Raw genomic sequence first — 22,662 nt, forward strand, 5'->3', positions numbered from 1 at the left:
TTGTTTACACTACAATAAATTAAGTTCTGTTGCTTTTAATGGGGTTGGTATCTAATAATCTTAACCGAAGGAAACATTTGTTATGAAATCTACACAATCATTAAAATTTGTTGTGCTGGCACTTTGCTCGCTAGGTGCTCAAGCTGATGAAATTTTACTAAAAAATGGCGACCGGATTTCCGGTACCGTACTTAATAAATCCGGAAAACTTCTAGAAGTAAAAACCGCTTATGCCGAAAAAATCGTTATTAAATGGGATGCCGTGCAAACTTTGAAAACTGACAAACCTCTGTCTATCACGCTCTCTGATAAACAAGAACTCATCGGTATTGCTAGCACTGCAACAGACGGCTCCTTAACCTTAAACAGCAATGGTGTGTATGCCACCCAGCCTATTCCATTAGTCAATATCAAAGAAATCAATAAAAAATTCTTCTCCGGTAGTGCCAATATCGGTGGCAATATGGCAGACGGTAACACGAATAGAAACTCTTTCCATGGCGATGCAGATGTAACCATGCGTGGTCGCGACGACAAAGTTTCTTTCGGTGGGCAATACAACTACGCTGATGCCCAGGTTGCCGGTAAAAACCAATTAAATGCACGTAACTTCCAAATGTATGGCAACTACTCTCATTTTTTTTCTGATAGAGTCTACGGTTATGCGCATGGATTATTCACCAACGATCGTTTCCAGGACATTCAACTACGTTCTGCCTTCGGTATTGGTGCTGGTTACGAAATCTTTTCTTCTGAAGATTTAAATCTATCAGTTGAGGCAGGTCCCGACTACGTCAATGTTAACCGTTATGATCATCCCTATATCATGACCGGCTGTCAAAATGGTACCAACAAGCCTTGTAACTTGCCCGATGAGGCCAGCATGGCTGGCCGTTGGGCCGTCAATTATGACCAGTTCTTCTTTAATCGTGGTGTACAGCTATTTCATAAACATGAGGGCATTATTGGTAACGGTTTATTCGTTAGAAGCCGTACAGGTTTCCATATGCCTTTATGGAACGGCCTTCAGTTTACCAACGAAGTGCAATGGGACTACTACGATAAAAATGCAGATTTTGGCAAAAAAACTTTGGATACCCGTTATTTATTCAGCTTAGGTTATGGTTGGTAAATCCAAAAAAGAAGATTACAAAAGGGTAAGGGGTAGCGGTAAGCAATTCAACCATGCAAGTAAAACTACCCTTATCCCACCCTCGTCAATCCTATTTTCATCGTCAACATCAGGATAGATCTGGTATCTAACCTATTCACATGATAAAAATTTAATCACGTCAATCAACAGGCGGATTCAACCCAAGCAGTTGCAGAGTTTTGGGTTACTACTTTTCCAAATCGGGATGTCACTTGAAAAAACGCGCCGCACACCTTGTGTATATTACTCGGTAAAACCAAGCGGTAGCTCATGCGACGAATTGTACTCATGCCACATGCTCCTCTGGTGACTCCTGCACAAATCGTCCTGCCGCCAGATCAGCGCGAGCTTCAACCAGCGCCAACTCGCACTCGCGCAAATAGTAATATTGTGCAATGTCCATCACCACAAAGCGTGCCTTACCGGACTTGCGCCGACATAACCGGCATACACGAAAAGAGTAACCGGCACTGAGGGATTTTAGCTTAGCGTATGGTTAACGTTTGAGTTGGACGGTTTTCGATTCTTCGCCGCTACGCAAACGTCTTCTGAGTTCCTCAACCGGCATTGCATTTAAAATGTCTGTATGGATTATTAGATGACAGTTGGCACATACGACAGCGACATCTTCAATGCCATTTACTTTCGGTTCTTCCGCAAGCGAAAGCTGCTGACGATGGTGCACCTGAAGAACTCGCTTGCCCAAACCTCCCAAAAGACCGGAATAGTCAGTACCACAGGCTTCGCACACCCCTTTGGCCTTTTCTAATGCCGCACGTCGGAGTAGATCATTTCGACTCCGTGTTGTAACCGTGATTTCCCGCGCAATCCCCTCGACAGCCTGCGCAACTTCCCTGGCTGAAGCTATGCTGTCGAATTCATTAGTTGCGCTTTGGCTAGCGGCGTATGAGATTGTTTTCGTGCGAATGGTAGTTGGTGGCTGATCGAGACAGTGAACGCAGGGGATGACAGCAATGCCTTCCATATCAGCCCATGAAAGCAATTCGACTTGATAGTTGGAGCAAACCTTCCGTTTCTTGGTTAAGGAACTGGGCGGTTCAGTGCCTGTACCGAAAACGCCATCCCAATTCACATCGCCACCAGATCTACTTCGGCAATGCGAAGAGTGAAGCAACGCATGGCGCTTGTCTTTGAACGCGAGAAAAAATCCGTCATCAAAGTGTGCGATTCTCCACTCCTTAAATTCATCGTGAAGTTTTTGACCCTTCTTATCGTGAAACTCAAAAATCATTATCTGAATTCCCTCTTATGACGCAAAGCACAAAAATGAGAACGCTACCCTTTAATTTCCATCTTCAACACACACAAATGGCAGCGCCCCCTTTATATGTCTATAAAACATCGAATAACTGAACCCACTAAAGATTTAACATTGAGAAATTCAACCATTTATTGCCCGCTCTACTGCCATAATCCGTGCCTCACGCACTTTGTCAGCAATAACATTTTTATCCTCACATTGCTGCGCAATCTCTCCTGCATTCACCGTCTGCGTCGCCCGTAACATTCGCAGCAGATAATCTGCCTGCGGATAAGCATCCTGCTCATGTCCAGTCCGCCCCCGCGCATCCGAAGCACATGCCTGCAACAGGAGCGCGAAGCGTTCCGGCCTGCGCCACGCATCGCAACTCTGCAATATGGCCACAATGGTATCAGGGCACAGCTCAGGGGCACGATGCACATTACCGTGATAGCGCGCCACCAACAAGCCGAGGTCGCGGCATTCGTTGGTTACACGCAAACGCACACACAAGGCACGCAACAAGTCGACACTGCGTACCTCGTGGCCGATGTGGCGCGGTAAAATATCCGTTGGCGTATTCCCCTTGCCGAGGTCGTGCGTAAGTGCAGAAAAACGCACTTCCAACGAGTAGTCATGTTGTGCCGCATCGTCCAACACCAACATGGTGTGTATGCCGCAATCAATTTCCGGGTGATGTTTAGGCGGCTGTGGCACGCCGAACAAGGCGTCTACTTCCGGCAGGATTTTTACGAGCGCACCGCAATCACGTAGCGTGAAAAAAAAACGTGACGGCACTTTTTCCATCAGGCCACGCGCCAATTCTTGCCACACACGTTCGGGTACCAGCGCATCCACTTCACCGTTTTCCACCATTGCGCGCATCAGCGACAATGTCTCCGGCGCTATGTTGAAACCGAAACGCGCCACGAAGCGCGCAGCGCGCAGAATCCGCACCGGGTCTTCGCTGAACGCCGAACTAACATGGCGCAAAATTCCGGCTTGCAAGTCGGCGATACCGTTGCAGGGGTCAATTAAATTACCATCTTGGTCACGTGCAATGGCGTTAATGGTAAAGTCGCGGCGCAGCAAGTCTTGCTCCAGCGTCACGTCCGGCGCGGCATGAATAGCAAAACCCCTATAGCCGGGCGCAGTCTTACGCTCGGTGCGTGCCAACGCATATTCCTCGTGTTTGTGCGGATGCAAGAACACCGGAAAATCCTTGCCCACCGGCATATAACCACGTGCCACCATGTCTTCCGGCGTACTCCCCACCACCACCCAATCATGGTCGTTCACTGGTAAACCGAGCAGTTCGTCGCGCACAGCACCACCAACACTATAAATTTTCAGGCCGCTATCTTTCATCGGGAATAGCCTGCTGGTTAACAGCATTCTTTGCCATTATCACGCCCAAACGTTGCTTGAGGGAACGCGGCGGCTGGCCGAAAAGTTGGGAGTAATACATGGTATTGCTCATAACCTTCTTTACATAAATGCGCGTTTCATCAAAGGGAATGTTTTCAGCGTATACGGCTCCTTCCAATGTGCTTTCTCCACGCCACTTACGGGCGCGTGCAGGTCCGGCGTTATAGGCGGCGGAGGCCAGCACCGGATTATTGTCGAGTGACGACAGCACCGTTTTCATATAATACGTGCCCAGCTTGAAATGAGTATCCAGTTGATTGATAAGTGTCTGACGATAACTCTTCATCCCTATTTTTTGCGCTATCCAACGCGCCGTGGCAGGCATGATCTGCATAAGGCCTGTCGCGCCTGCAGGTGATTTAGCTTGATAAACGAAACGACTCTCCTGCCGTATTAAGCCATACACCCAGGCTTCTTCCAGTTCATTCTTGCGAACATAACCCTGCAATACCTCCCGGTAGGGCGCAAGATAACGCAAGCTGAAGTCATGTATTTGAACGGTACGATCAGCAGTGTTAATGGCATGGTCATACATCCCGTTGCGACGCGCAATTTCAGCCGCCACCAATAGCTGTTGGTCGTCCAGCTTGCGCGCCGCCCATGCCCATTCTCTGGCCGCATCAGTGCGCAAATCCATACGATATAACGCCAGTGTACGTTGAACAGCGGGCTTTGCCAGCATTGCATTTATTGTCGCTTTGCTTGGCTGATAAGTGGCTGGCATCGTTGCCGCAGGAGCTACTCCAATCTCCTCGGCAGCAAGTTGACCGTAAAAATTATGTTCATTGCTCAATTCAGTAAACAGCACATTCGCTTCCGGCAAACTTCCCCATGCTTTCAGAGCACGCGCCTTCCAATAACGCCAGACACCCTCATACTGTTGTTGCGGCGTCATGGCATTAATGCTCGCCCAAACTTCATGCCAATTCTGCGTAAGCAACGCGGTTCGGGCACGCCATGCCAACTGCGGCCCGGTCAGAGGCGCCTCACCAGCCGCCTTGTACCATTCCAGCGCGCGCGTATCTCGCTTGCGTGCCGCTTCGTAACCTAACCATCCATAAAAATAATACTGTTCATCCGCAGTAAAATATGCCGCTTTTTTTTCCCATTGTGAATAAGCTAATTGCGGCGATTGCTTGGCAAGCCGTAGCAAAGCAAACATCGCCACTGCGCGCTGCGCTTCGGAGGCATTATCCAGCTTAGCCGTGGCAAGATAACGCACCTGATCAGTGGCAGCACTATCCAGTTCGGATGCAGAAAGTACACGCTTGACAGGCAGCCTCTCCGAGAGCTGCTTAGCCATCGTCACATTACCTGCCTCCAGTGCCAGGCGCAAACGTAGCCATACATCCGTTGCATTGATGATACCGCTGGCAATTGCCGCATCGAACAATGGAGCACAACTTTCCGGCATTTCCGCGCTGTTAGTTAACCATAGGTTGCGCGCCTCATGCAGCACTTGTTCTTCTTGCAGATGTTGACGCGATCGCAGGGCATAACAGGTCAGATCGACCTCTCCACCCACCAGACGAGGATATTGTGCGGCAAACTCTTCCCATTGCTGCCTTTTCCCAAGCAATCTCAACCATTCCGCACGCAGCTGGTTAATCACCGGAGTATCATCAGGACGCGCTAGAAATGCTTGGATATCGGCGGCGCTCGCCGTTTCTAGTCGCATACGCAACTGGTAATAAGCTAGATAGGGTTCTAGTGGGGAATGCTTTAATCGCACGGCCATGCGATCAAGCTTCACTACATCCCCCATCCGAAATGCATCACGCGCGGCAAGAAAATCCGCATCCTGATTTGCGACCGCAAACACAGGAATACAAAGTAATACAAATACAAAAATATTTTTAAAACGCATGGATGATGCCCTTATAAAATTCCGTTTAGCCGCCATATTCTCGACTGATTTTGAAATTTTTCCCTTGCAGGCGATTTCCCCATTTATATTGCAGTGAATACACTCTCCACTATCGGTGGCCAATGCCCGAATGAATTTTGCGAGGCTTGTTGTCAGCATTGATTCTAGATCAAATAGCTCTTCAAATTTATACAGGCTCAATATTTTAGCAGATGCAGATTGCCGCACATCGCTCGTTTCCGTGAAAGCAGTTTTAGTGAAGTTGTGAATATCTTCAAGCAATATTTTTCAAATACAAGGTACTTCAACTCAGCGTGCTTTACTCTTGGTGCAGTAAGTTTGGCAACACTCAAAGAGAAGTATTTCTGCACGTGAATAACCTGAGATACTATTTTTTGAAAAAGGTTTAATGATATATAGGCGTGGAGAGAGAATGCAAAAACCTGTAAAATCCTGAAATTCAAAAATTCTATTAATCAAGGCAAGGAAAATACATGAGCAAGAACTTGGTGCAATTCATTATCGAAGAACAGAGGCAATTACCGGGAGCAAACGGGGACTTCACTGGACTACTCAGTGACATTATTATGGCATGCAAACAAATTGCCCATAGTGTAAACAAAGGCGCATTGATTGGCGTGCTGGGCAGTGCCGGTAGCGAAAATATCCAAGGTGAAACGCAAAAAAAGCTGGATGTCATAACCAATGACATTTTCATCGAAGCAAACCAATGGAGCGGCCATCTTGCCGCTATGGCATCTGAAGAGATCGATGACATCTACCCCATTCCTGCGCAATATCCAAAAGGTAAATACTTGCTGACATTTGACCCGCTGGATGGCTCGTCCAACATTGACGTAAATATTTCCGTTGGCACTATTTTCTCGATTTTGCGTTGCCCCGAAGGAGTGACAAACCCAACTGCAGAGGATTTTCTGCAACCGGGCACCAAACAGGTCTGCGCTGGTTATGCACTATATGGCCCCGCTACAATGCTAGTACTCACTACTGGGCATGGCGTAAATGGCTTCACGCTGAACAATGACATCGGGGAGTTCATACTGTCTCATCCAAATATGACCATTCCGAGCGATACCCAGGAATTCGCTATCAACATGTCCAACCAGCGTTTCTGGGAAACTCCAGTGCAACGTTATGTGGATGAATGCGTAAAAGGTAAAACCCCAGGAGGACGAGAGAAAAACTTCAACATGCGCTGGGTAGCTTCGATGGTTGCGGAAGTGCATCGCATCCTGATTCGTGGCGGCATCTTTATGTATCCATTCGACAACAAGGAAGCAGGCAAGGCAGGTAAATTGCGTCTACTGTATGAAGCCAATCCCATGTCTTTCATCGTGGAACAAGCGGGAGGGGTATGCTCCACGGGTCGCGAACGTATTATGGAACTCAAGCCGGCGGGCTTGCACCAACGTGTGCCGGTGATTCTTGGTTCGAAGAATGAAGTAGAGCGCGTGGTGGGTTATCACAAAGGGGCGTGACACAATAGCATTCTTCTGATGAATGCCTCACCATGCAGAAAAACTTAAGAGAAAAACAGCGAGTTTTCTAGAGGTGCCCTACATTTACAGAAGAATTGCTCAATCAATAATATTCTGCCTAACCGCGAAAAAAATACAAAACAATAAAGCCGAATAAAATTAACGCAACTAATATAACTAGCTGATTTATTTGTTTTTGTTGGGCTACTAATTCACGCAATACAGTTGCAATTTGTAATCCGGGTTTTTCATTCAGGGTTTGATACAACAAACGCGGTAGTTGTGGCAATAGAATGGCGTAGTGTGGCGCCTCTATTTTTAGAGCATTAAGAAAACCGCGCCAGCCAATTTGCTCGCTCATCCAACGTTCCAGCCAAGGCTTGGCAGTCTTCCACAGATCCAGTTCGGGATCCAGTTGCAGGCCCAATCCTTCGATATTCAGCAAGGTTTTCTGCAACAACACGAGTTGTGGTTGGACTTCAATGCCGAATTGGCGCGAGGTCTGGAATAGGCGCAACAAGACACGTCCAAAAGAAACTTCCCGCAAGGGCCGGTCAAAGATTGGCTCGCACACGGCTCGGATGGCTGCCTCCAGTTCATCCACCCGGGTAGCCGCAGGTGCCCAGCCGGATTCTATGTGCACTTCCGCCACGCGCTTATAGTCGCGCCGAAAGAAGGCAATGAAATTCTGTGCGAGATAATGTTTGTCGGAATCGGTGAGGGTACCCATGATGCCAAAATCCAGTGCAATGTAGCGGCCTTCTGCGTCTACCTGCACATTACCGGGGTGCATGTCAGCATGAAAAAAACCATCACGAAAAACTTGAGTGTAGAAAATTTCCACGCCATTGGCTGCCAGCGTAGGGAGGTCAATGCCGGCCGCACGTAATGCATCCACATGATTGACGGGAAGGCCGTTCATTCGTTCCATCACCATCACTTCATCTGTACACCAATCCCAATAAATTTCCGGAACTAGCAACAATTTTGAATTGGCAAAATTGCGTTTCAATTGACTGGCGCTGGAGGCTTCACGCATCAGATCAAGTTCGTTATGCAGATGCTTCTCGAATTCCTCCACCACTTTGCGCGGCTTGAGCCGCCTGCCGTCTTCCCACCAGCGTTCGATTAAACTCGCGCAGATATCAAGCAGTGCGATGTCGTGCGCGATAACGCGTGCGATGCCGGGGCGCAGGATTTTTATTGCGACTTCGCGTCCATTTGGCAGCACGGCAAAATGTACTTGGGCCACCGAAGCGCTGGCAATGGGGGTTTCTTCAAAGCTGTAAAACACTTCATTAAGTTTTTTTTTGTACGCAGCCTCCAATAAAGCCACAGCTTGCTCAGAGGGAAAGGACGGTACCTGGTCTTGTAGTTTTGCGAGTCCATCGGCGATATCGACAGGAATCAGGTCGCGGCGGGTAGACAGCATTTGTCCGAATTTTACAAAGATCGGGCCCAAGTTCTCCAATGCATGGCGCAATCTCTCTGCACGCGGAGCAGACGTGTCGCGTGCGAATAGCAGCAAGTTGATCGGTATCAGCAGCCAGCGCGTACGTGAATGCGCAAGAAGAAATTCGTCCAAGCCGAAGCGCAGTACGACAAAAATTATTTTTAGCAGGCGTAACAGGCGCATGAAAATTTTACGAAGATTTGATTATTTTGCAGTCCAGGCGAAGTGTTCGGCCGTATGTTAGAAATTATGCTCTCTGCTTGATTTTTCACTCGTCCAAAAGCGACCTTAAAGCGGCCGCTGAACATCTGAAAAGAAAATCAGATTTTTAAATTTCAAAAAACAGCTAAATGCATTGCAGTATTATAAAGACTAACAAGAGCTTTCAGGATTAGATAATCGGTTGATGCGTTGCTCCAACCGCGCTACGTCATCGCGCAGCTTGTCTGTTTGTTGCACAAAATCCGCAACATGAGTGGATTTGGTAAGCAGCGGGGCTTCTTCCGTCCAGTACTCTACCAGTGCTTGCGACAAGTTGAGCGCAGTATCCTGTATGTATTGCTGACCGGTTTTAGCATATTGCACGATACGTTCGGCAGCAATATCGCCCGTCACCCGGCTTAAGTCTTCTGCTGCATCCCAGTGTAAATGACGGCTGAGATAAAAAATTTCAGTAAGTAACGCGGTATCGCCACAGCTTTCAATTTGCGCATAAGCTGTTTCATCATGCACTGCCAGGCGCGGCAACAATGATGGTGGAATAGTGCAGCTTGCATCGGCGCTTACATCGCCTGCTGAAACATGCAACGTGCCATCATTTTGAATAGTATAGGCAAAAATAAACGGCGCGATGTTAAAGCGCGCCGTCTTGCCTGCATGAACTACCAACCGTTGCAATGCCCAACCACTTTGAGTGAGCAAGTGGTTAAGGGCAGCAGCAGTCGGCTGAAACAGCATATTTAAGCTACTTGCTGGATCCCGGATAGCAACCAGACTGCCTTTTCATCGCGCAGATTTTTCTGCACATGCCAAATTTCATCGAAATTCTCCGACATGCCGTTGTTCTCGCTCAATTGCCCGCTCATACGCACACTAGCAATGGCATAGTCACCTTCATTAACCACCTCAACAATCTGAGCATTGATTGTCTGCACATCTGTTTTTTGCGGTACATCGCCGCGTTCCTGTAATTGCAAGGAAATTTCAGCGAACATTTCGGGCGTAGTGTACTCACGAATATCATTGAGATCTTTACGGTCATTTGCAGCCTGCAGACGGATAAATGAAGTCTTGGCGCTACGCAGGAAAGCTTCAACCGGGAAATCTGCCGGAATGTTACTGGTGGTGCTGTTGACTAGCGGAACAGAGGTTGCAGCGCTACCGCCTGCAAATGGCTGCTGCCTCGATTCTGGCTGGTAGGACGATGCGCCGCTTCCTGCATATTGCATAGCAGGCTGCTGCGGCTGGGATTTGCGAAACCGGGAAACCAGGAACATCACCACACCGGCAACCAGAAGCGCCATCAGAATACCGCCCATTGCACCACCTAACCCGCCCAGACCTCCAGCGAACATTGCACCCAAGCCAGCACCTATTGCCAAACCGGCCAAGGGGCCAAGCCATTTATTACCCGCCGCCGCAGGCGCGGCCGGAGCAGGTGCGGCAGCGGGTGTCTTGGACGCTTGCTGCGGACTCATAGTGCGTTGCTGACCAATGCTGCCCCCCCCGCCCATGCGCTTAGCTTCAGCAGTTACAGTTAGCATAGAGAAACTAGCCAAGGTAAGAGTTAACAACAATAAAAAACGTTTCATGAACCACCTCATTTAATAGTTAACAACAAAAAAAGCGAATAAAGTATAACACTACATCCTTAGTGCACTACAAAAAGTAAAGGTTCCTTCTGCGAACCCATTTTGCTATGTCATTACAATATTTTGATAATAAATCAGCTTGCCTGAGACAAGTTAAATATTAAAAATATTTGGAGTGCACGACAGACATTGGGAAACATCCTGGTTAAATTTTATAACCCCTGTGCAGGGCCACAATTCCAGCATTAAGGTTGAAATATTCAACACGAGAGAGACCAGCTTCTTCCATCAGGCGCTTAAGCTCTTCCTGTGAAGGGTGCATGCGGATAGATTCCGCCAGGTAGCGATAACTGTCAGCATCCTTGGCGATCAGTTCGCCTAACTTCGGCAGCAGCTTGAACGAATAAGCATCATACAGTGGCTCCAACGGCTTCCACACCTTGGAAAATTCCAACACCAGCAAGCGGCCGCCAGGCTTAAGCACGCGCTGCATCTCACGTAACGCAGCATCCTTGTGAGTTACATTGCGCAGGCCAAAAGCAATGCTGACACAGTTGAAATAATTAGAGGGAAAGGGCAAGTTTTCCGCATCACACTGTGCAACTGGTATATTTAGACCGTCATCAATCAAGCGATCACGGCCAACGCGCAACATCGCTTTGTTAATGTCGGTGAGCCAAACTTGGCCGCTATTGCCTACACATTTGGCAAACTGACGGGAAAGGTCACCAGACCCACCCGCCACATCCAGCACTCGCTCCCCCACTCGTACACCACTGACCTGAATGGCGAAGCGTTTCCAGAGCCGATGCAGACCAACTGACATGAGGTCGTTCATCACATCATATTTGTTGGCGACGGATGTGAACACTTTGGCTACACGCTCGGCCTTTTCTGTTTCCGCGATAGTCGTGAAACCGAAATGAGTTGTCTTGTTCATTTTATTTCCTCAGGCTTATCGAATACCTTTACAGGGGGATGTGGAAGACGGCTCGCTCCCGCTTCTGCCAATTTGCTTAAATATTCGTGCCACAACGCATCCTGATATTTCCCGAGCTCATTCAAATAATCCCAGGAATAAAGGCCGGTATTGTGGCCATCATCGAAAGTCAATTTGATGGCGTAGCTGCCTACAGGCTGCACGTCGATCACGTTCACATCTTGCTTGCCGACCTGCAGCACCTCCTGACTCGGGCCATGCCCACGAACTGCGGCAGAAGGCGAATGCACGCGCAGAAACTCATAAGGCAAGCGGTAGCGTGAGCCGTCATCAAAAGCTATTTCCAGCAGCTTCGATTGTTGATGCAGGGTAATTTCGGTGGGCTTAAGCATGGTCATTAAAATTGACACACGTATTTGTTCGACAGCGTAATAATAAAAAGTTAGTGCAGCAATAGAAGGGTGTGTTCCATGCCGCCTTAGCTATTCTTACACAAAGCTTTTGCTCAGGAATTTTTTTCTGTTTGAAACTAATCAAGGTATTCAAACACCTTGACTACACGCTCCACGCCGCGCGAGCTACTGGCAATATCTGCCGCGGCTTCAGCTTCCTTGTGATAGACCAATCCCATTAGGAATACTGAGCTGTTTTCGGTAATTACTTTTACATGCTCAGGCTGAAATCCTCGGCTGTTATTGAGAAAGCGCAGCTTGATGTTGCTAGTAATAAGACCGTCATTACTACGCCAGGATAAATCAGTGAGGGAGGATACCTGTAGTTCGTTATTGACAGTTTTTACATTCGTCAAGCTTGAAACTATTTTTTCAATATCAGCTTTAACTTTTTCGTTAGGCACTTGGCCAGTAATGAGCACACGGCGATTGAAACTGGTGACATTCACATATACGGTATCTTTATATTGGACATTTATTTGATTGAGTGCCTTGTTCTCGATGTTTTGATCTTCAAGAATAATGCCGGCCGTACGGCGATCTGATGAGATTAACGCACCCGCGCCAACACCTGCAGCAATGATCGGAAGACACCCTTGCACCGCGCTTAGCACGATAGCCAATAATAGGTAATTTAAATAACGCATGTTCCCCTCTCACTAATATGTCGTCAAAGTGCGGACGGTTTCTGCTGATCAAAGTCCACAGCGCCCAAAATCCGTTGCGATGAATGCGGATGTTACCCGAAATCAGGCGGTAAAAGCATGCTTGATCCATTCCGGTCGAGCGCTATCCAGAGTATCAAACAATAGCGCATCAAAGCGGCAAGGCGGGGTACGGCTCAGTGTGGCCAGGTAATGCTGAGCGGTGTGTATCAATCGAGCCTGCTTGGCCGCATCAATACTGGCCGCCGCACCGCCAAAATCACCACGGCTACGCAAACGTACCTCGGCAAATACCACTGTATCGCCATCTTGCAGAATCAGGTCAATTTCGCCATACCGGCAACTATAGTTTCGTTGCAACAACTTGAGGCCATGGCGTTTCAGAAATTGTTCCGCCAGCATTTCGGCCTGTGCCCCACGTGTACTCATACTTGCGGCGACATTGATTTCTGCATCAGGTGACAAACATTGACAGCGAGCGCATAAAAACGTTCCATTTCAGACTTAATTGATGGGTGGGCTCGCAAGTAAATCATCCTTGTCAAAAATCTAAAAAGGGACTGGCGACCCTGATGCATTTTTTGGGAGTGGCACAGCCTTCCACGCTCACGTATAGTACGACGGCTAACAAGCAACAATAAGAGGAAGTGCAGTGCATAGCGGGCAAAAACAAAAATTAGAGTGCGCATTATATGTGGTTGCCACCCCCATCGGAAATTTGCGAGATATCAGTTTGCGTGCGTTGGATGTGCTGATATCTGCGGATACCATTGCCGCTGAAGACACGCGCAATACTTCGAATCTGCTGATGCATTATTCCATTGCGGCAAATAGATTAATCTCATTGCACCAGCATAACGAACGGGCGGCGGCAGAAAAAGTCATCGCGCTGCTGGCCCGAGGTCAATCGGTTGTCCTGGTATCTGATGCAGGCACCCCGGCGATAAGCGACCCCGGTGCGATATTAGTGGCAGAAGTGCGCGCCTCCGGTTACCCTGTGATCCCCATCCCTGGGGCAAACGCCGCATTAGCGGCCCTATCCGCCGCCGGCCTGCCTGCACCGCACTTCCTGTTTTATGGATTCCTGCCCAATAAAGCAGCTGCACGTTGCCGCGCGTTACAAGAACTGATCGCCTTACCCTATACCCTGATATTTTACGAAGCCCCGCATCGCATACTGGAATGCGTGACTGACCTGCAAAGCGTTTTCGGCGGTGACCGGCAAATTGTATTTGCACGCGAAATCACCAAGCTTTTCGAGAGCATTCAACGATGCTCCCTCGTCGAGGCACTGGTTTGGCTGAATGGCGATCCCAACCGTCAACGGGGCGAATTCGTATTGCTGGTTTCCGGCGCCGTAGCGCAACAGGAAGGATTAGATGCAGACACTGAACATGTATTGACGGCGCTGTTGCACGAATTGCCGCTCAAGCAGGCGGTTCAGCTCGCCGTGCGTATTACTGGAGCAGGGCGTAATGAACTGTACCAACGCGCCCTCTCACTCAAGTCCTTAGCTTAATACAAGGCTCACCCCATTTTTACATTCGGATAAAATATCTGTCATGGAACTGAAACTAACCCGCCCTGATGACTGGCACCTGCATTTGCGCGATGGTGCGTTAATGCATTCTGTGTTGCCCGACACCACACGCCAATTTGCCCGCGCCATCATCATGCCCAACCTTCGCCCACCAGTTACAACGACTGAACAAGCACAGGCCTACCGCTCGCGCATCCTCGCCGCGCTACCTGGGGATTCACATTTCGAACCGTTGATGACGCTATATCTAACCGACAACACTACGGCGAAAGAAGTTCGTACAGCAAAACAAAATGGCATCGTGCATGCAATTAAATATTATCCCGCTGGCGCCACCACCAACTCCGATTCGGGCGTCACTGACATCCGCAAGACCTATCCTGCCTTGGAAGAAATGCAGCGTTGTGGTATGCCGCTGCTTATGCATGGCGAAGTAACCGATACAGCGGTAGATGTGTTCGACCGCGAGGCCGTATTCATAGCCCGCGTACTGCAACCACTACTGCGCGACCTACCCGATTTACGCGTAGTGTTCGAACATATCAGCACGATAGACGCTGCACATTTTGTACAAAGCGCGCCAGATAATATCGCTGCCACTATCACCGCGCACCACCTGCTATACAACCGCAATGCCATGTTCAGTGGCGGCATCCAGCCGCACTATTACTGCCTGCCAGTGTTGAAGCGCGAAACACATCGTGAAGCATTACTTGCTGCGGCCACCAGCGGCAACAAAAAATTCTTCCTCGGTACCGATAGCGCCCCGCATGCACAACATACCAAAGAATCCGCTTGCGGCTGCGCCGGCATTTACACCGCCCATACCGCCATCGAACTATATGCAGAAGTTTTCGAGCAAATTGGGGCGCTAGACAAATTGGAAGGTTTTGCCAGTTTTTATGGCGCTGATTTTTATCGTCTGCCGCGTAATACTCAGAGCGTTACCTTGCGTAAACAGGAATGGCAAGTGCCCGCAACCTTGGGGTTTGGAGAACATCAATTAGTGCCATTGAGAGCAAATGAAATGGTGAAATGGAAGCTGGTGAGCTGAGGATATAGCTAGGAATTCGTCCTGGTTGAAATCAAACGGCCACTCTTTCTTCAAAAAATCCGCTATTAATCAACTCTCCGGTTAACGCCTTGTAATCCGCCGCGCCGGGACTGTGCGGGGCGTAAGCGAAGACATCTTTACCATGCATAGGGCTAGTGGCAAGCGCAACGTTTTCACTAATGCGCGTATTGCATACCACTGAACCATAACGATCCCGAAGTTTGTCGAAAATTTCATACGAAAGTTTGCGCCGCGCATCGAAGCGAGTCACCACAATGCGTCGCTCGAATACACGTTTGAGTTTAACCTCTAATACATTAAGTGCGGAATCCAGGAGGTGCACGCCTTGCAGCGACAGAAAGTCCGCTGAAACCGGAATCAACACTCGATCCGAGGCGAGCAGAGCGTTAAGCGTAAGCACTCCCAACATGGGGCAACAATCAATCAGGATCGGCGCGCCGGTGAGTGCCAGATCTTCACTCAAACCTTTTTTCAACAGAGTTGCAGCCTTAGGATCGCTGCCATACAACGCATCGATCTTGGACAGCCCGAGCGAGGAGGAGACGATCTGCCAACCCGCTGGCGTATCGCGCAGAAGTTTGGCAAGCGGAGTACTCAGCCTAAAAAAGGCATCCATGCCAGCACCAGATAAGGTGGCATCCTTCAGCCCACTGGCCAAGCTTAAATGCCCTTGAGGATCAAGATCAAGCGCGATGGGATGCCGCTGCCCCATGGCCAGCGCAGCGGCAAGATTGAGACAGGTGGTGGTTTTGCCCACCCCCCCCTTCTGATTGAATACAGTGATAACCGCCATTCTGGAAAAACCCCGTAACGGGCGGATGCGAAATAAGCATAACTTACTGACCCATCACTCTACAGTGACAGATTTGGCCAGATTGCGCGGCTTGTCGACATCAGTTCCCTTTTGCAATGCCACGTAATATGCCAGCAGTTGCAGTGCAATGGTGTGCAGAATAGGGCTCAAATATCCGGCATGCTCGGGCATTTGCATTAAATGTACGCCCTCACCCGAGTGAAAACGCGTGCCAGCATCGGCGAATACATACAACTCGCCACCTCGTGCGCGTACTTCTTGCAGGTTGGATTTAAGCTTTTCCAGCAATGCATCGTTAGTGGCAACGGCAATAACCGGCATGTCCTTATCCACCAGGGCTAACGGCCCGTGCTTTAATTCACCAGCGGGGTATGCTTCGGCGTGAATGTAAGATATTTCCTTTAGCTTAAGCGCACCTTCCAGTGCGATGGGATAGTGTAGTCCGCGTCCTAGAAACAGAGCATGACGCTTGTCGGCAAAACGCTCAGCCATCTGTGCAATATCAGGTTCAAGTTTCAATACCAATTGAACCGCGCTGGGCAAATGACGCAACGCATGCAAGTGGCGCTGTTCTTTTTCTGCACTCAACCGTCCACGCTGCTTGGCGAGAACCAGAGTGAGCAAGAACAAAGCCGCTAATTGTGTAGTAAATGCCTTGGTTGAGGCGACACCAATTTCCGGCCCCGCACGCGTCAGGAAATGTAGCTTGGAGAGCCTGACCAGCGCGCTTTCCGGCACATTGCAAATGGAAAGAGTATGTGGGTGGCCCAATTCCTTGGCGTGGTTGAGTGCAGCCAGAGTATCGGCAGTTTCCCCCGATTGAGAAATGGTAACAACCAGCGCCTTGGGATTGGGCACGCTCACGCGATAGCGATATTCGCTGGCGATTTCCACGGTACATGGAATGCCGGCGATTTCTTCAAGCCAGTAGCGCGCCACGAGTCCCGCATGATGGCTGGTGCCACAAGCGAGAATGAGGATACTTTCAACTTGTTGAAATGCGGCAGCAGCCTCGGCCCCGAAAATGCCGGGTATCAGTGACTGGCTGTTACATACACCTTCCAACGTGTCCGCGAGCGCTTGCGGCTGCTCGTGAATTTCCTTCTGCATATAGTGACGATATTCACCCAGCTCCATGCTTGCGTTAGACAGTTTGCTAACGTGTACCGGACGCTCCACCGCTTGGCCCTTGGCATCGAAAATCCGGTAGCCGTGCAAACTTACTTCGGCCACATCGCCCTCTTCCAGATACACCACATTTCTTGTCACCGGCAACAGCGCGGATACATCTGATGCAATGAAATGCTCCTCAATTCCTACTCCCAAAAGTAACGGACTACCCTTGCGCGCACAAATTAGCTGGCTCGGATTGTCCGCTGCCACGACACCAATGGCGTAAGCGCCCACCAACTCGGCAAGCGCCGTCTGAGTTGCAACCAACAAGCTATTGCCACGCGCATAGTGGCTGCTAATAAGATGGGCAATAACTTCGCTGTCAGTATCGGATGTAAATACCGAACCTTGCGCCGTCAGGCGTGTGCGTAGCTCTTCGTAGTTTTCGATAATGCCGTTGTGCACCACGGCAATGAGATTGCTGCTCAAGTGCGGGTGCGCGTTACGTTCGCTGGGCACGCCGTGAGTAGCCCAACGCGTATGCGCTATACCGATATGACCGCTGGTAGCAGAACTTCGTGTGGTTAATTCCGCAACGCGTCCGGTACTTCGGATGCGTTGCAACTCATTGTTCTCGACAACCACCAGTCCAGCTGAGTCATAACCCCTATATTCCAGACGTTGCAGCCCTTGTAAAAGAATAGGAACGACATTGCGCTGCGCTATTGCACCGATTATTCCGCACATAATTAATTCCGTTATTTATTGCAAGCGCTAATTGTAGCAAGAATGAGACTGGTGCCGTAACTCGAACAATTTATAGCGTCAAACACCGCTTTCAATCGCGATGAATCCTGCCAAGTTTAAGTATTTCATGGCTTTTTATACGATTCGGCACCCTATTTTGTTTTTTAAAATAAACAGTCCACACTTCCTTCGTGTTCTTCAACATTGAAGTGCAATATGTTGCCATTGTTCAGTACCAGCGCTGGAAATGCTTTGACTCCTTTATTTTTCGCTTCAATTTGTTTTGAAGGATTTAACCCGATATGAACAATATCTAAATTGGCTAAGCCAATTAAATTTACAACTTCCTGTCCCACCGATGCACATATGTCGCAACCATCATGATAAAGCGTCGAATTTTTCATAACTTGATTTTCTTAAAAAATTAACAAGGAAGCCAAAAGAAATTCTGGATCTCTTAAAGTTTAACCTTTGACATCAGCCATTGATGCACCGAAATTGATGTGAAGCACTGTTCCGCTTGGCGTTACTAACGCCGGAACAGATTTCACGCCTGCTTTTTCCGCCTCGTCAAACCTCGACATATCCTTGCTTAAATGGACAATTTCCACATTATCGGCACCGACCAAATTGATAATGTCATGTTCAGCACTGACGCAAACAGGACATCCCGCATGATAAAAAACTGATTTACGCATCTTTTTTCTCCTTATGGCCTGTCTAAACACGATAACCGGCCTAATTGTAATTAGGAATCCTAATATAGTCAAGCTAGCGTTTTTACTCGTATTCGTATTCTGATTCTGCAATGCTTCCAGAAAAGCAACAAGTTCAGGACGCACGCGACAGTTACCGGTTTTATGCCTCTAAGTTACCGCAGATAAATCACATGCTACGGATGGGCGGGTAAGACAAAGTAGGGACACGCACCATGAAGTGACCTTGCTTAGAGAGTAACGGAAATAAGATGCATATTAGGTGCTTGGGGTTATCGATCGAACCTGACCAATTGGTTTGTAAAAAAATATTATTCAGCGTGCTCTGTAACAGTTAATTTTTGACCAACAGCCCCCGCATAAAAAACCACTAGCTTCACAGGAACAGAACCAAGATTACGGCCATTGTGAGGGGTATTAATTACCTCCGCCAACGCCTCGCCTGCTTTTAACCGTTTAAATGTACCGCTTTTTAGTTGAACTTCCAGCTCACCCTCAAGCACTAGGCCAAATGATGAAACTGGATGTGAATGCCAGCCTGTTTCACCACCAGGCACAATTTCTATAATCAAACCAGTAATTTCAGGCTTGCCCTCAGGATAAATAATTGGTTTGCCGTCCCAACTCGTATCGGCTTTCAATATGACCGATGCTTTCACAGCAGCGGACGTCTCAAGAGCGAATGCAGTTGGCTGGCAAACCAAAGCCCAAACAACAATGCAAAAATAATTGCCAATTTTCATGAAAACACCTCAATAACACTAGTAGAATTTAAAGCACTTTAACTCAAAATAAACCGCCCCGCCCCAAATAGCGGGGAATTTACCCGCAGAAATTAAACCCGCGCCTCTAAAGGCGTCATATCACCTGAAGATCATAAGTTGCTTCAGTAATTTATGAACATACCGATAGGTCTAATCTATCTGTTAATGTTAAAACGTCAAATGTTAGAGTCTTATGCCAACCAAACCACTTGATCGCCTGATGTTTGCCCAAGGAAGCCTATGTTTCTTTTGCAGACAACCTTTACCGAAAGCTGAGGCCAGCGTTGAACATCTGCTCGCTAGCGCCAATGGCGGGAGCAACAACGACGAAAACTGCGTTGCTTGCTGCAAATCGGTCAATGCACTACTAGGCAGCATGTCTCTCAAGGAAAAATTTCAGGTCGTTCTCAATCAAAAGGGGCAGTTCAAGTGCCCTAACGGGACTGGTTCTATCAAAGCTGTAGCACAACCGAAACTCACACCCAAAGCGCCAGCCGCCGCAAAGTCGAAGGAAGATCAGCTTGCGCTGGTTGTAGCTAATTTAAAACAGCGCGGTAATTCGAAGCCACGTACCCTTAAGACTCTCACGAGCACTATCGCTTCGCTCTTCCCTAAGGGCTTATCTGAAGCTGAGCTCACTGTTTTGGTTCAGCAGTTGCAATCAAGGGGCAAAGTTGTCGTATCAGAGAAAACGATCACCTATGCGCTCTGAATCAAGAACTTCTAACATTGCATTCGAGAAGGACACTCCGCAAGCTCGGCAGGGTTGAACATCACGACACTCTCTGCGTGATGGGATTTAAAAATAGGAACTGGCGAAAACATTCAAATTTAAATTCAAGTATGGCGTTAGCCGGATTCTTCAGTCTGCTTTGGCGGCGCCAAGGTAACCGCGCCGGTGTAGCATTCAATTGCTGGATATAGAAGGCGATCCGTGTTACACACGGGGACATTTACTTCGGGTAATGGGTAGATAGACTCGCTGTCCCAGTGAATCATTGGTACGCCATGCATTCCAGATTGGGATACTATTTTTCAATAGCCGGGCAGCTTTACCGGCTTATTTTCAATTCAGTACCCGTTATCCCTGTGGACTGTCGGTCATTTGACCGCAATACTTCTCAAGATTTTGAGGCAGATGATCTGGACAAACGCCGCACAGTTTATTTCCCGGCACTGCAAAATCAATAAACTTTGGGTAGGGCAAATTGAGGTTCGCCATAATATCTTTGAATTGCGCCAGTGTGAGCCCTTCGCCCAGGCGAGGATTACGTTTCTTTTCCTGCGCGATGGAAGAAACACGCCGGTCTTTGTAATCATGGCCGGGATAAACCAGATACTCGTCCGGGAAAGAAAACAGCTTTTCCCTGACGCTCTTGTATAGCATGTCCGCATCGCCATTCTGAAAATCGGTGCGGCCACATCCCTCGATTAGCAACGAGTCACCGGTAAATATCCGGTCGTCTGACAGATAGGCAAAATGTCCGTCAGTATGTCCAGGTGTATGTATCGGCAACAGTTGGATACTACCCACGTTAAAAGGTGTTCCTTCTTCAATTCCAACATCTGCGCAAGGCAATCGGTCTATAGCTGGCATCGCTATCTTGCTTCCTACTTTGGTTTTTAATTGGAGAGCGGCGGTGATGTGGTCTGCATGAATATGGGTGTCCAAACTATAAGCCAGCGTCAATCCAAGTTGGCTGATTTCGGCAAGATCACGGTCAACCGAGTTGATAACCGGATCAATGAGGACAGCTTGCCCCGTTTCCTCACAACCGAGTAAATAGGTATAGGTACTTGATAACGGCTCGAACAATTGACGAAAGATCATGACGGTGCCTTTAACTTAAATTTTTCACAAACGATCTAAATGGGCCGTTTCGTTAAAACAATTACAAATAATCTATTCAGACCAAATTTGTCGCAGGTTGTTATTGGTAAAAGGCTAGCGGCTCAGCAAGCTCATTGCAACATCTCTTGCCTCCCTTTGAATTGTATCTACGTTTGATAGGGATGCAAAGGCAATCAATGCGATTCCAATAACGGTATAGACCGTAAAATAGATTACCTTCATTATACGCTATAATATAATATATTTGTGTATAATAATACAAACATTATTGTTACGCAAAAATAAATTCATGGGTATTGCAGCTAAAAAACTTGACCTGAACGCATTGCACGCTTCCGCAACTGATGCGTGTAGATTACTAAAAGCCTTAGCCAATCCAGACCGTTTGCTATTGCTATGCCAGCTGACCCAAGGTGAGCACTGTGTCAGTGACTTGGAAAGCTTGCTGGACATTAAGCAACCGACGCTTTCGCAACAATTGACCGTACTGCGTGAAGAACAGTTAGTCACTACACGTCGAGACGGAAAACAGATCTTTTACTCCATTGCCAGCAAGGAAGCGATGGCCGTCATGGCAGTGTTGTATGAGCAATTCTGTAAACCGGATAAAAGAGGAAAGAAATGACAATCGACTGGGCAAATTTCACCCCTTGGTCATCCTTGGCTGGTGGCGTACTAATTGGTCTTGCTACAGCAATGTTCCTTTTACTTAACGGACGAATCGCAGGCATCAGCGGTATTCTGGGTGGGCTACTACGACCGATAAAAGGTGATGTTGGGTGGCGGGTCGCTTTTGTAGCAGGTCTCATTTTTTCGCCTATCGCCTTTAGCGTAGCCGCGCCTCTTCCTGCGGTTCAGATTGATGCCGACGCTGCGTCTCTGATTATGGCTGGCCTGCTGGTGGGAATAGGCACCCGCTATGGTTCAGGTTGTACCAGTGGACATGGTGTTTGTGGCCTCTCGCGGCTTTCACCGCGCTCGATGGTAGCTACTGCCTTGTTCATGTTAGCCGGTTTTGTAACGGTCTTTATCACTCGCCACCTGATTGGTTAAGGAGAATACGATGCAAGTTTTAATGGCATTCATCACAGGCTTGATATTTGGTCTGGGTCTGATTTTGTCAGGCATGACGGATCCGGCCAAAGTGATTGGCTTTCTGGATATTGCTGGCGCATGGAATCCATCGTTGATGTTCGTGATGGGCGGTGCCATTCTGATAGCGGCAATCGCGTTTCGCTTTGCTAAGACTCGCCCGAAAGCGTTGCTGGGTGATGTCATGCGCTTGCCAACTGCACGCCAGATCGACAGACGACTGGTTTTGGGCGGACTGGCATTTGGGGGCGGCTGGGGTTTGGCCGGTTATTGCCCTGGCCCGGCGTTGGCTTCGCTTGCCATCGGTGGGGGCAAGCCACTGATCTTTGTCGTCGCCATGCTTGCCGGTATGGCGATTTTCGAAATCCAGGATAGGCGTTCAAGCGCGCACAAACGCAAAGCAGTGTGATTTCCCCTGAG

Annotated in this window: 25 protein-coding genes; 8 read left to right on the plus strand and 17 right to left on the minus strand. The window is 48.5% G+C overall.

Features of this window, described 5'->3' with window-relative positions; genetic code table 11:
* Positions 1 to 82: 82 nt before the first annotated feature.
* Positions 83 to 1,132, plus strand: coding sequence for a DUF481 domain-containing protein (locus tag W01_RS06425; protein WP_173053087.1), 1,050 nt, complete (start codon positions 83 to 85; stop codon positions 1,130 to 1,132).
* 517 nt (positions 1,133 to 1,649) lie between these two features.
* On the opposite strand, the gene W01_RS06435 is transcribed toward W01_RS06425, so the two are convergent.
* From W01_RS06435 to W01_RS06445, 3 genes are all read right to left on the minus strand, one after another.
* On the minus strand, positions 1,650 to 2,405 hold the full coding sequence (locus tag W01_RS06435; protein ID WP_173053089.1) for an HNH endonuclease: 756 nt from the start codon (positions 2,403 to 2,405) through the stop codon (positions 1,650 to 1,652).
* A gap of 150 nt (positions 2,406 to 2,555) precedes the next feature.
* Entirely contained in the window at positions 2,556 to 3,767 is a 1,212-nt protein-coding gene (locus tag W01_RS06440) for a multifunctional CCA addition/repair protein (RefSeq protein ID WP_173055798.1), read from the minus strand.
* 4 nt (positions 3,768 to 3,771) lie between these two features.
* Positions 3,772 to 5,709: a lytic transglycosylase domain-containing protein gene (locus W01_RS06445; protein ID WP_173053090.1), complete on the minus strand. Its 1,938-nt coding sequence runs from the start codon at positions 5,707 to 5,709 to the stop codon at positions 3,772 to 3,774.
* A 494-nt stretch (positions 5,710 to 6,203) separates the two neighbouring features.
* On the opposite strand from W01_RS06445, the gene W01_RS06450 reads away from it, so the two are divergent.
* Complete coding sequence (locus W01_RS06450; RefSeq protein ID WP_173053092.1) at positions 6,204 to 7,208, plus strand: class 1 fructose-bisphosphatase; 1,005 nt, start codon at positions 6,204 to 6,206, stop codon at positions 7,206 to 7,208.
* 118 nt (positions 7,209 to 7,326) lie between these two features.
* Here W01_RS06450 and ubiB read toward each other — a convergent pair whose 3' ends face one another.
* From ubiB to W01_RS06485, 7 genes are all read right to left on the minus strand, one after another.
* Positions 7,327 to 8,844 carry a ubiquinone biosynthesis regulatory protein kinase UbiB gene (gene ubiB, locus W01_RS06455; protein ID WP_173053094.1) on the minus strand — a complete coding sequence of 506 codons (1,518 nt, stop codon included), beginning with the start codon at positions 8,842 to 8,844 and terminating at the stop codon, positions 7,327 to 7,329.
* A 189-nt stretch (positions 8,845 to 9,033) separates the two neighbouring features.
* Positions 9,034 to 9,618 (minus strand): ubiquinone biosynthesis accessory factor UbiJ, encoded by a 585-nt coding sequence (locus W01_RS06460; protein ID WP_173053096.1) that lies wholly within the window; start codon positions 9,616 to 9,618, stop codon positions 9,034 to 9,036.
* A gap of 2 nt (positions 9,619 to 9,620) precedes the next feature.
* A complete protein-coding gene (locus W01_RS06465; RefSeq protein ID WP_173053097.1) occupies positions 9,621 to 10,472 on the minus strand; it encodes a Tim44 domain-containing protein in 852 nt (283 codons plus the stop codon).
* A gap of 205 nt (positions 10,473 to 10,677) precedes the next feature.
* The gene (ubiE, locus tag W01_RS06470) at positions 10,678 to 11,412 is read right to left on the minus strand and encodes a bifunctional demethylmenaquinone methyltransferase/2-methoxy-6-polyprenyl-1,4-benzoquinol methylase UbiE (protein ID WP_173053099.1); all 735 of its coding nucleotides are present in this window, start codon (positions 11,410 to 11,412) and stop codon (positions 10,678 to 10,680) included.
* Entirely contained in the window at positions 11,409 to 11,810 is a 402-nt protein-coding gene (locus W01_RS06475; RefSeq protein ID WP_173053101.1) for a gamma-butyrobetaine hydroxylase-like domain-containing protein, read from the minus strand. The genes ubiE and W01_RS06475 overlap by 4 nt, the downstream gene beginning before the upstream one ends.
* Positions 11,811 to 11,941: 131 nt before the next feature.
* Positions 11,942 to 12,511 (minus strand): BON domain-containing protein, encoded by a 570-nt coding sequence (locus tag W01_RS06480; RefSeq protein WP_173053103.1) that lies wholly within the window; start codon positions 12,509 to 12,511, stop codon positions 11,942 to 11,944.
* Between the two features lie 102 nt (positions 12,512 to 12,613).
* Positions 12,614 to 12,958: a YraN family protein gene (locus W01_RS06485; protein ID WP_173053105.1), complete on the minus strand. Its 345-nt coding sequence runs from the start codon at positions 12,956 to 12,958 to the stop codon at positions 12,614 to 12,616.
* Positions 12,959 to 13,181: 223 nt separating this feature from the next.
* Between W01_RS06485 and rsmI the strand changes: the two genes are divergently transcribed.
* Both rsmI and pyrC read left to right on the plus strand, forming a co-directional pair.
* Complete coding sequence (gene rsmI, locus W01_RS06490; RefSeq protein ID WP_173053107.1) at positions 13,182 to 14,048, plus strand: 16S rRNA (cytidine(1402)-2'-O)-methyltransferase; 867 nt, start codon at positions 13,182 to 13,184, stop codon at positions 14,046 to 14,048.
* A gap of 43 nt (positions 14,049 to 14,091) precedes the next feature.
* A complete protein-coding gene (gene pyrC / locus W01_RS06495) occupies positions 14,092 to 15,123 on the plus strand; it encodes a dihydroorotase (protein WP_173053109.1) in 1,032 nt (343 codons plus the stop codon).
* A 31-nt stretch (positions 15,124 to 15,154) separates the two neighbouring features.
* On the opposite strand, the gene W01_RS06500 is transcribed toward pyrC, so the two are convergent.
* From W01_RS06500 to W01_RS06520, 5 genes are all read right to left on the minus strand, one after another.
* Entirely contained in the window at positions 15,155 to 15,937 is a 783-nt protein-coding gene (locus W01_RS06500; RefSeq protein ID WP_173053111.1) for a ParA family protein, read from the minus strand.
* A gap of 54 nt (positions 15,938 to 15,991) precedes the next feature.
* Positions 15,992 to 17,818, minus strand: a complete 1,827-nt coding sequence (gene glmS / locus W01_RS06505) for a glutamine--fructose-6-phosphate transaminase (isomerizing) (protein ID WP_173053113.1) — start codon at positions 17,816 to 17,818, stop codon at positions 15,992 to 15,994.
* A 164-nt stretch (positions 17,819 to 17,982) separates the two neighbouring features.
* The gene (locus tag W01_RS06510) at positions 17,983 to 18,222 is read right to left on the minus strand and encodes a thioredoxin family protein (protein ID WP_173053115.1); all 240 of its coding nucleotides are present in this window, start codon (positions 18,220 to 18,222) and stop codon (positions 17,983 to 17,985) included.
* 60 nt (positions 18,223 to 18,282) lie between these two features.
* Complete coding sequence (locus tag W01_RS06515; RefSeq protein WP_173053117.1) at positions 18,283 to 18,516, minus strand: thioredoxin family protein; 234 nt, start codon at positions 18,514 to 18,516, stop codon at positions 18,283 to 18,285.
* A 329-nt stretch (positions 18,517 to 18,845) separates the two neighbouring features.
* A complete protein-coding gene (locus W01_RS06520; RefSeq protein ID WP_173053119.1) occupies positions 18,846 to 19,277 on the minus strand; it encodes a cupin domain-containing protein in 432 nt (143 codons plus the stop codon).
* Positions 19,278 to 19,491: 214 nt separating this feature from the next.
* On the opposite strand from W01_RS06520, the gene W01_RS06525 reads away from it, so the two are divergent.
* Positions 19,492 to 20,010, plus strand: coding sequence for an HNH endonuclease (locus W01_RS06525; RefSeq protein WP_173053121.1), 519 nt, complete (start codon positions 19,492 to 19,494; stop codon positions 20,008 to 20,010).
* A gap of 137 nt (positions 20,011 to 20,147) precedes the next feature.
* Here W01_RS06525 and W01_RS06530 read toward each other — a convergent pair whose 3' ends face one another.
* Positions 20,148 to 20,297 carry a hypothetical protein gene (locus W01_RS06530; RefSeq protein WP_173053123.1) on the minus strand — a complete coding sequence of 50 codons (150 nt, stop codon included), beginning with the start codon at positions 20,295 to 20,297 and terminating at the stop codon, positions 20,148 to 20,150.
* An 82-nt stretch (positions 20,298 to 20,379) separates the two neighbouring features.
* Positions 20,380 to 21,129, minus strand: a complete 750-nt coding sequence (locus W01_RS06535; protein WP_173053125.1) for an MBL fold metallo-hydrolase — start codon at positions 21,127 to 21,129, stop codon at positions 20,380 to 20,382.
* 310 nt (positions 21,130 to 21,439) lie between these two features.
* On the opposite strand from W01_RS06535, the gene W01_RS06540 reads away from it, so the two are divergent.
* Genes W01_RS06540 through W01_RS06550 form a run of 3 tightly spaced genes read left to right on the plus strand, consistent with a single transcriptional unit; the run spans position 21,440 to position 22,651 of the window.
* The gene (locus tag W01_RS06540; RefSeq protein WP_173053127.1) at positions 21,440 to 21,775 is read left to right on the plus strand and encodes an ArsR/SmtB family transcription factor; all 336 of its coding nucleotides are present in this window, start codon (positions 21,440 to 21,442) and stop codon (positions 21,773 to 21,775) included.
* Positions 21,772 to 22,203, plus strand: coding sequence for a YeeE/YedE family protein (locus W01_RS06545; RefSeq protein WP_173053129.1), 432 nt, complete (start codon positions 21,772 to 21,774; stop codon positions 22,201 to 22,203). The genes W01_RS06540 and W01_RS06545 overlap by 4 nt, the downstream gene beginning before the upstream one ends.
* A gap of 10 nt (positions 22,204 to 22,213) precedes the next feature.
* Entirely contained in the window at positions 22,214 to 22,651 is a 438-nt protein-coding gene (locus W01_RS06550; RefSeq protein WP_173053131.1) for a DUF6691 family protein, read from the plus strand.
* Positions 22,652 to 22,662 lie beyond the last annotated feature (11 nt).

Source organism: Candidatus Nitrotoga sp. AM1P (genome assembly GCF_013168275.1).
GTDB lineage: Bacteria > Pseudomonadota > Gammaproteobacteria > Burkholderiales > Gallionellaceae > Nitrotoga.

Bases quoted from the DNA above. Each gene is read 5' to 3' on its own strand.
- ubiE (WP_173053099.1), bottom strand. From the start codon at position 11,412: ATGAACAAGACAACTCATTTCGGTTTCACGACTATCGCGGAAACAGAA.
- W01_RS06445 (WP_173053090.1), bottom strand. From the start codon at position 5,709: ATGCGTTTTAAAAATATTTTTGTATTTGTATTACTTTGTATTCCTGTG.
- W01_RS06530 (WP_173053123.1), bottom strand. From the start codon at position 20,297: ATGATTCACTGGGACAGCGAGTCTATCTACCCATTACCCGAAGTAAAT.
- W01_RS06460 (WP_173053096.1), bottom strand. From the start codon at position 9,618: ATGCTGTTTCAGCCGACTGCTGCTGCCCTTAACCACTTGCTCACTCAA.
- W01_RS06475 (WP_173053101.1), bottom strand. From the start codon at position 11,810: ATGACCATGCTTAAGCCCACCGAAATTACCCTGCATCAACAATCGAAG.
- W01_RS06500 (WP_173053111.1), bottom strand. From the start codon at position 15,937: ATGGCGGTTATCACTGTATTCAATCAGAAGGGGGGGGTGGGCAAAACC.
- W01_RS06510 (WP_173053115.1), bottom strand. From the start codon at position 18,222: ATGAAAAATTCGACGCTTTATCATGATGGTTGCGACATATGTGCATCG.
- glmS (WP_173053113.1), bottom strand. From the start codon at position 17,818: ATGTGCGGAATAATCGGTGCAATAGCGCAGCGCAATGTCGTTCCTATT.
- W01_RS06465 (WP_173053097.1), bottom strand. From the start codon at position 10,472: ATGAAACGTTTTTTATTGTTGTTAACTCTTACCTTGGCTAGTTTCTCT.
- W01_RS06485 (WP_173053105.1), bottom strand. From the start codon at position 12,958: ATGAGTACACGTGGGGCACAGGCCGAAATGCTGGCGGAACAATTTCTG.
- W01_RS06435 (WP_173053089.1), bottom strand. From the start codon at position 2,405: ATGATTTTTGAGTTTCACGATAAGAAGGGTCAAAAACTTCACGATGAA.
- W01_RS06550 (WP_173053131.1), top strand. From the start codon at position 22,214: ATGCAAGTTTTAATGGCATTCATCACAGGCTTGATATTTGGTCTGGGT.
- W01_RS06540 (WP_173053127.1), top strand. From the start codon at position 21,440: ATGGGTATTGCAGCTAAAAAACTTGACCTGAACGCATTGCACGCTTCC.
- W01_RS06515 (WP_173053117.1), bottom strand. From the start codon at position 18,516: ATGCGTAAATCAGTTTTTTATCATGCGGGATGTCCTGTTTGCGTCAGT.
- W01_RS06545 (WP_173053129.1), top strand. From the start codon at position 21,772: ATGACAATCGACTGGGCAAATTTCACCCCTTGGTCATCCTTGGCTGGT.
- W01_RS06535 (WP_173053125.1), bottom strand. From the start codon at position 21,129: ATGATCTTTCGTCAATTGTTCGAGCCGTTATCAAGTACCTATACCTAT.
- W01_RS06480 (WP_173053103.1), bottom strand. From the start codon at position 12,511: ATGCGTTATTTAAATTACCTATTATTGGCTATCGTGCTAAGCGCGGTG.
- ubiB (WP_173053094.1), bottom strand. From the start codon at position 8,844: ATGCGCCTGTTACGCCTGCTAAAAATAATTTTTGTCGTACTGCGCTTC.
- pyrC (WP_173053109.1), top strand. From the start codon at position 14,092: ATGGAACTGAAACTAACCCGCCCTGATGACTGGCACCTGCATTTGCGC.
- W01_RS06450 (WP_173053092.1), top strand. From the start codon at position 6,204: ATGAGCAAGAACTTGGTGCAATTCATTATCGAAGAACAGAGGCAATTA.
- W01_RS06520 (WP_173053119.1), bottom strand. From the start codon at position 19,277: ATGAAAATTGGCAATTATTTTTGCATTGTTGTTTGGGCTTTGGTTTGC.
- W01_RS06525 (WP_173053121.1), top strand. From the start codon at position 19,492: ATGCCAACCAAACCACTTGATCGCCTGATGTTTGCCCAAGGAAGCCTA.
- W01_RS06425 (WP_173053087.1), top strand. From the start codon at position 83: ATGAAATCTACACAATCATTAAAATTTGTTGTGCTGGCACTTTGCTCG.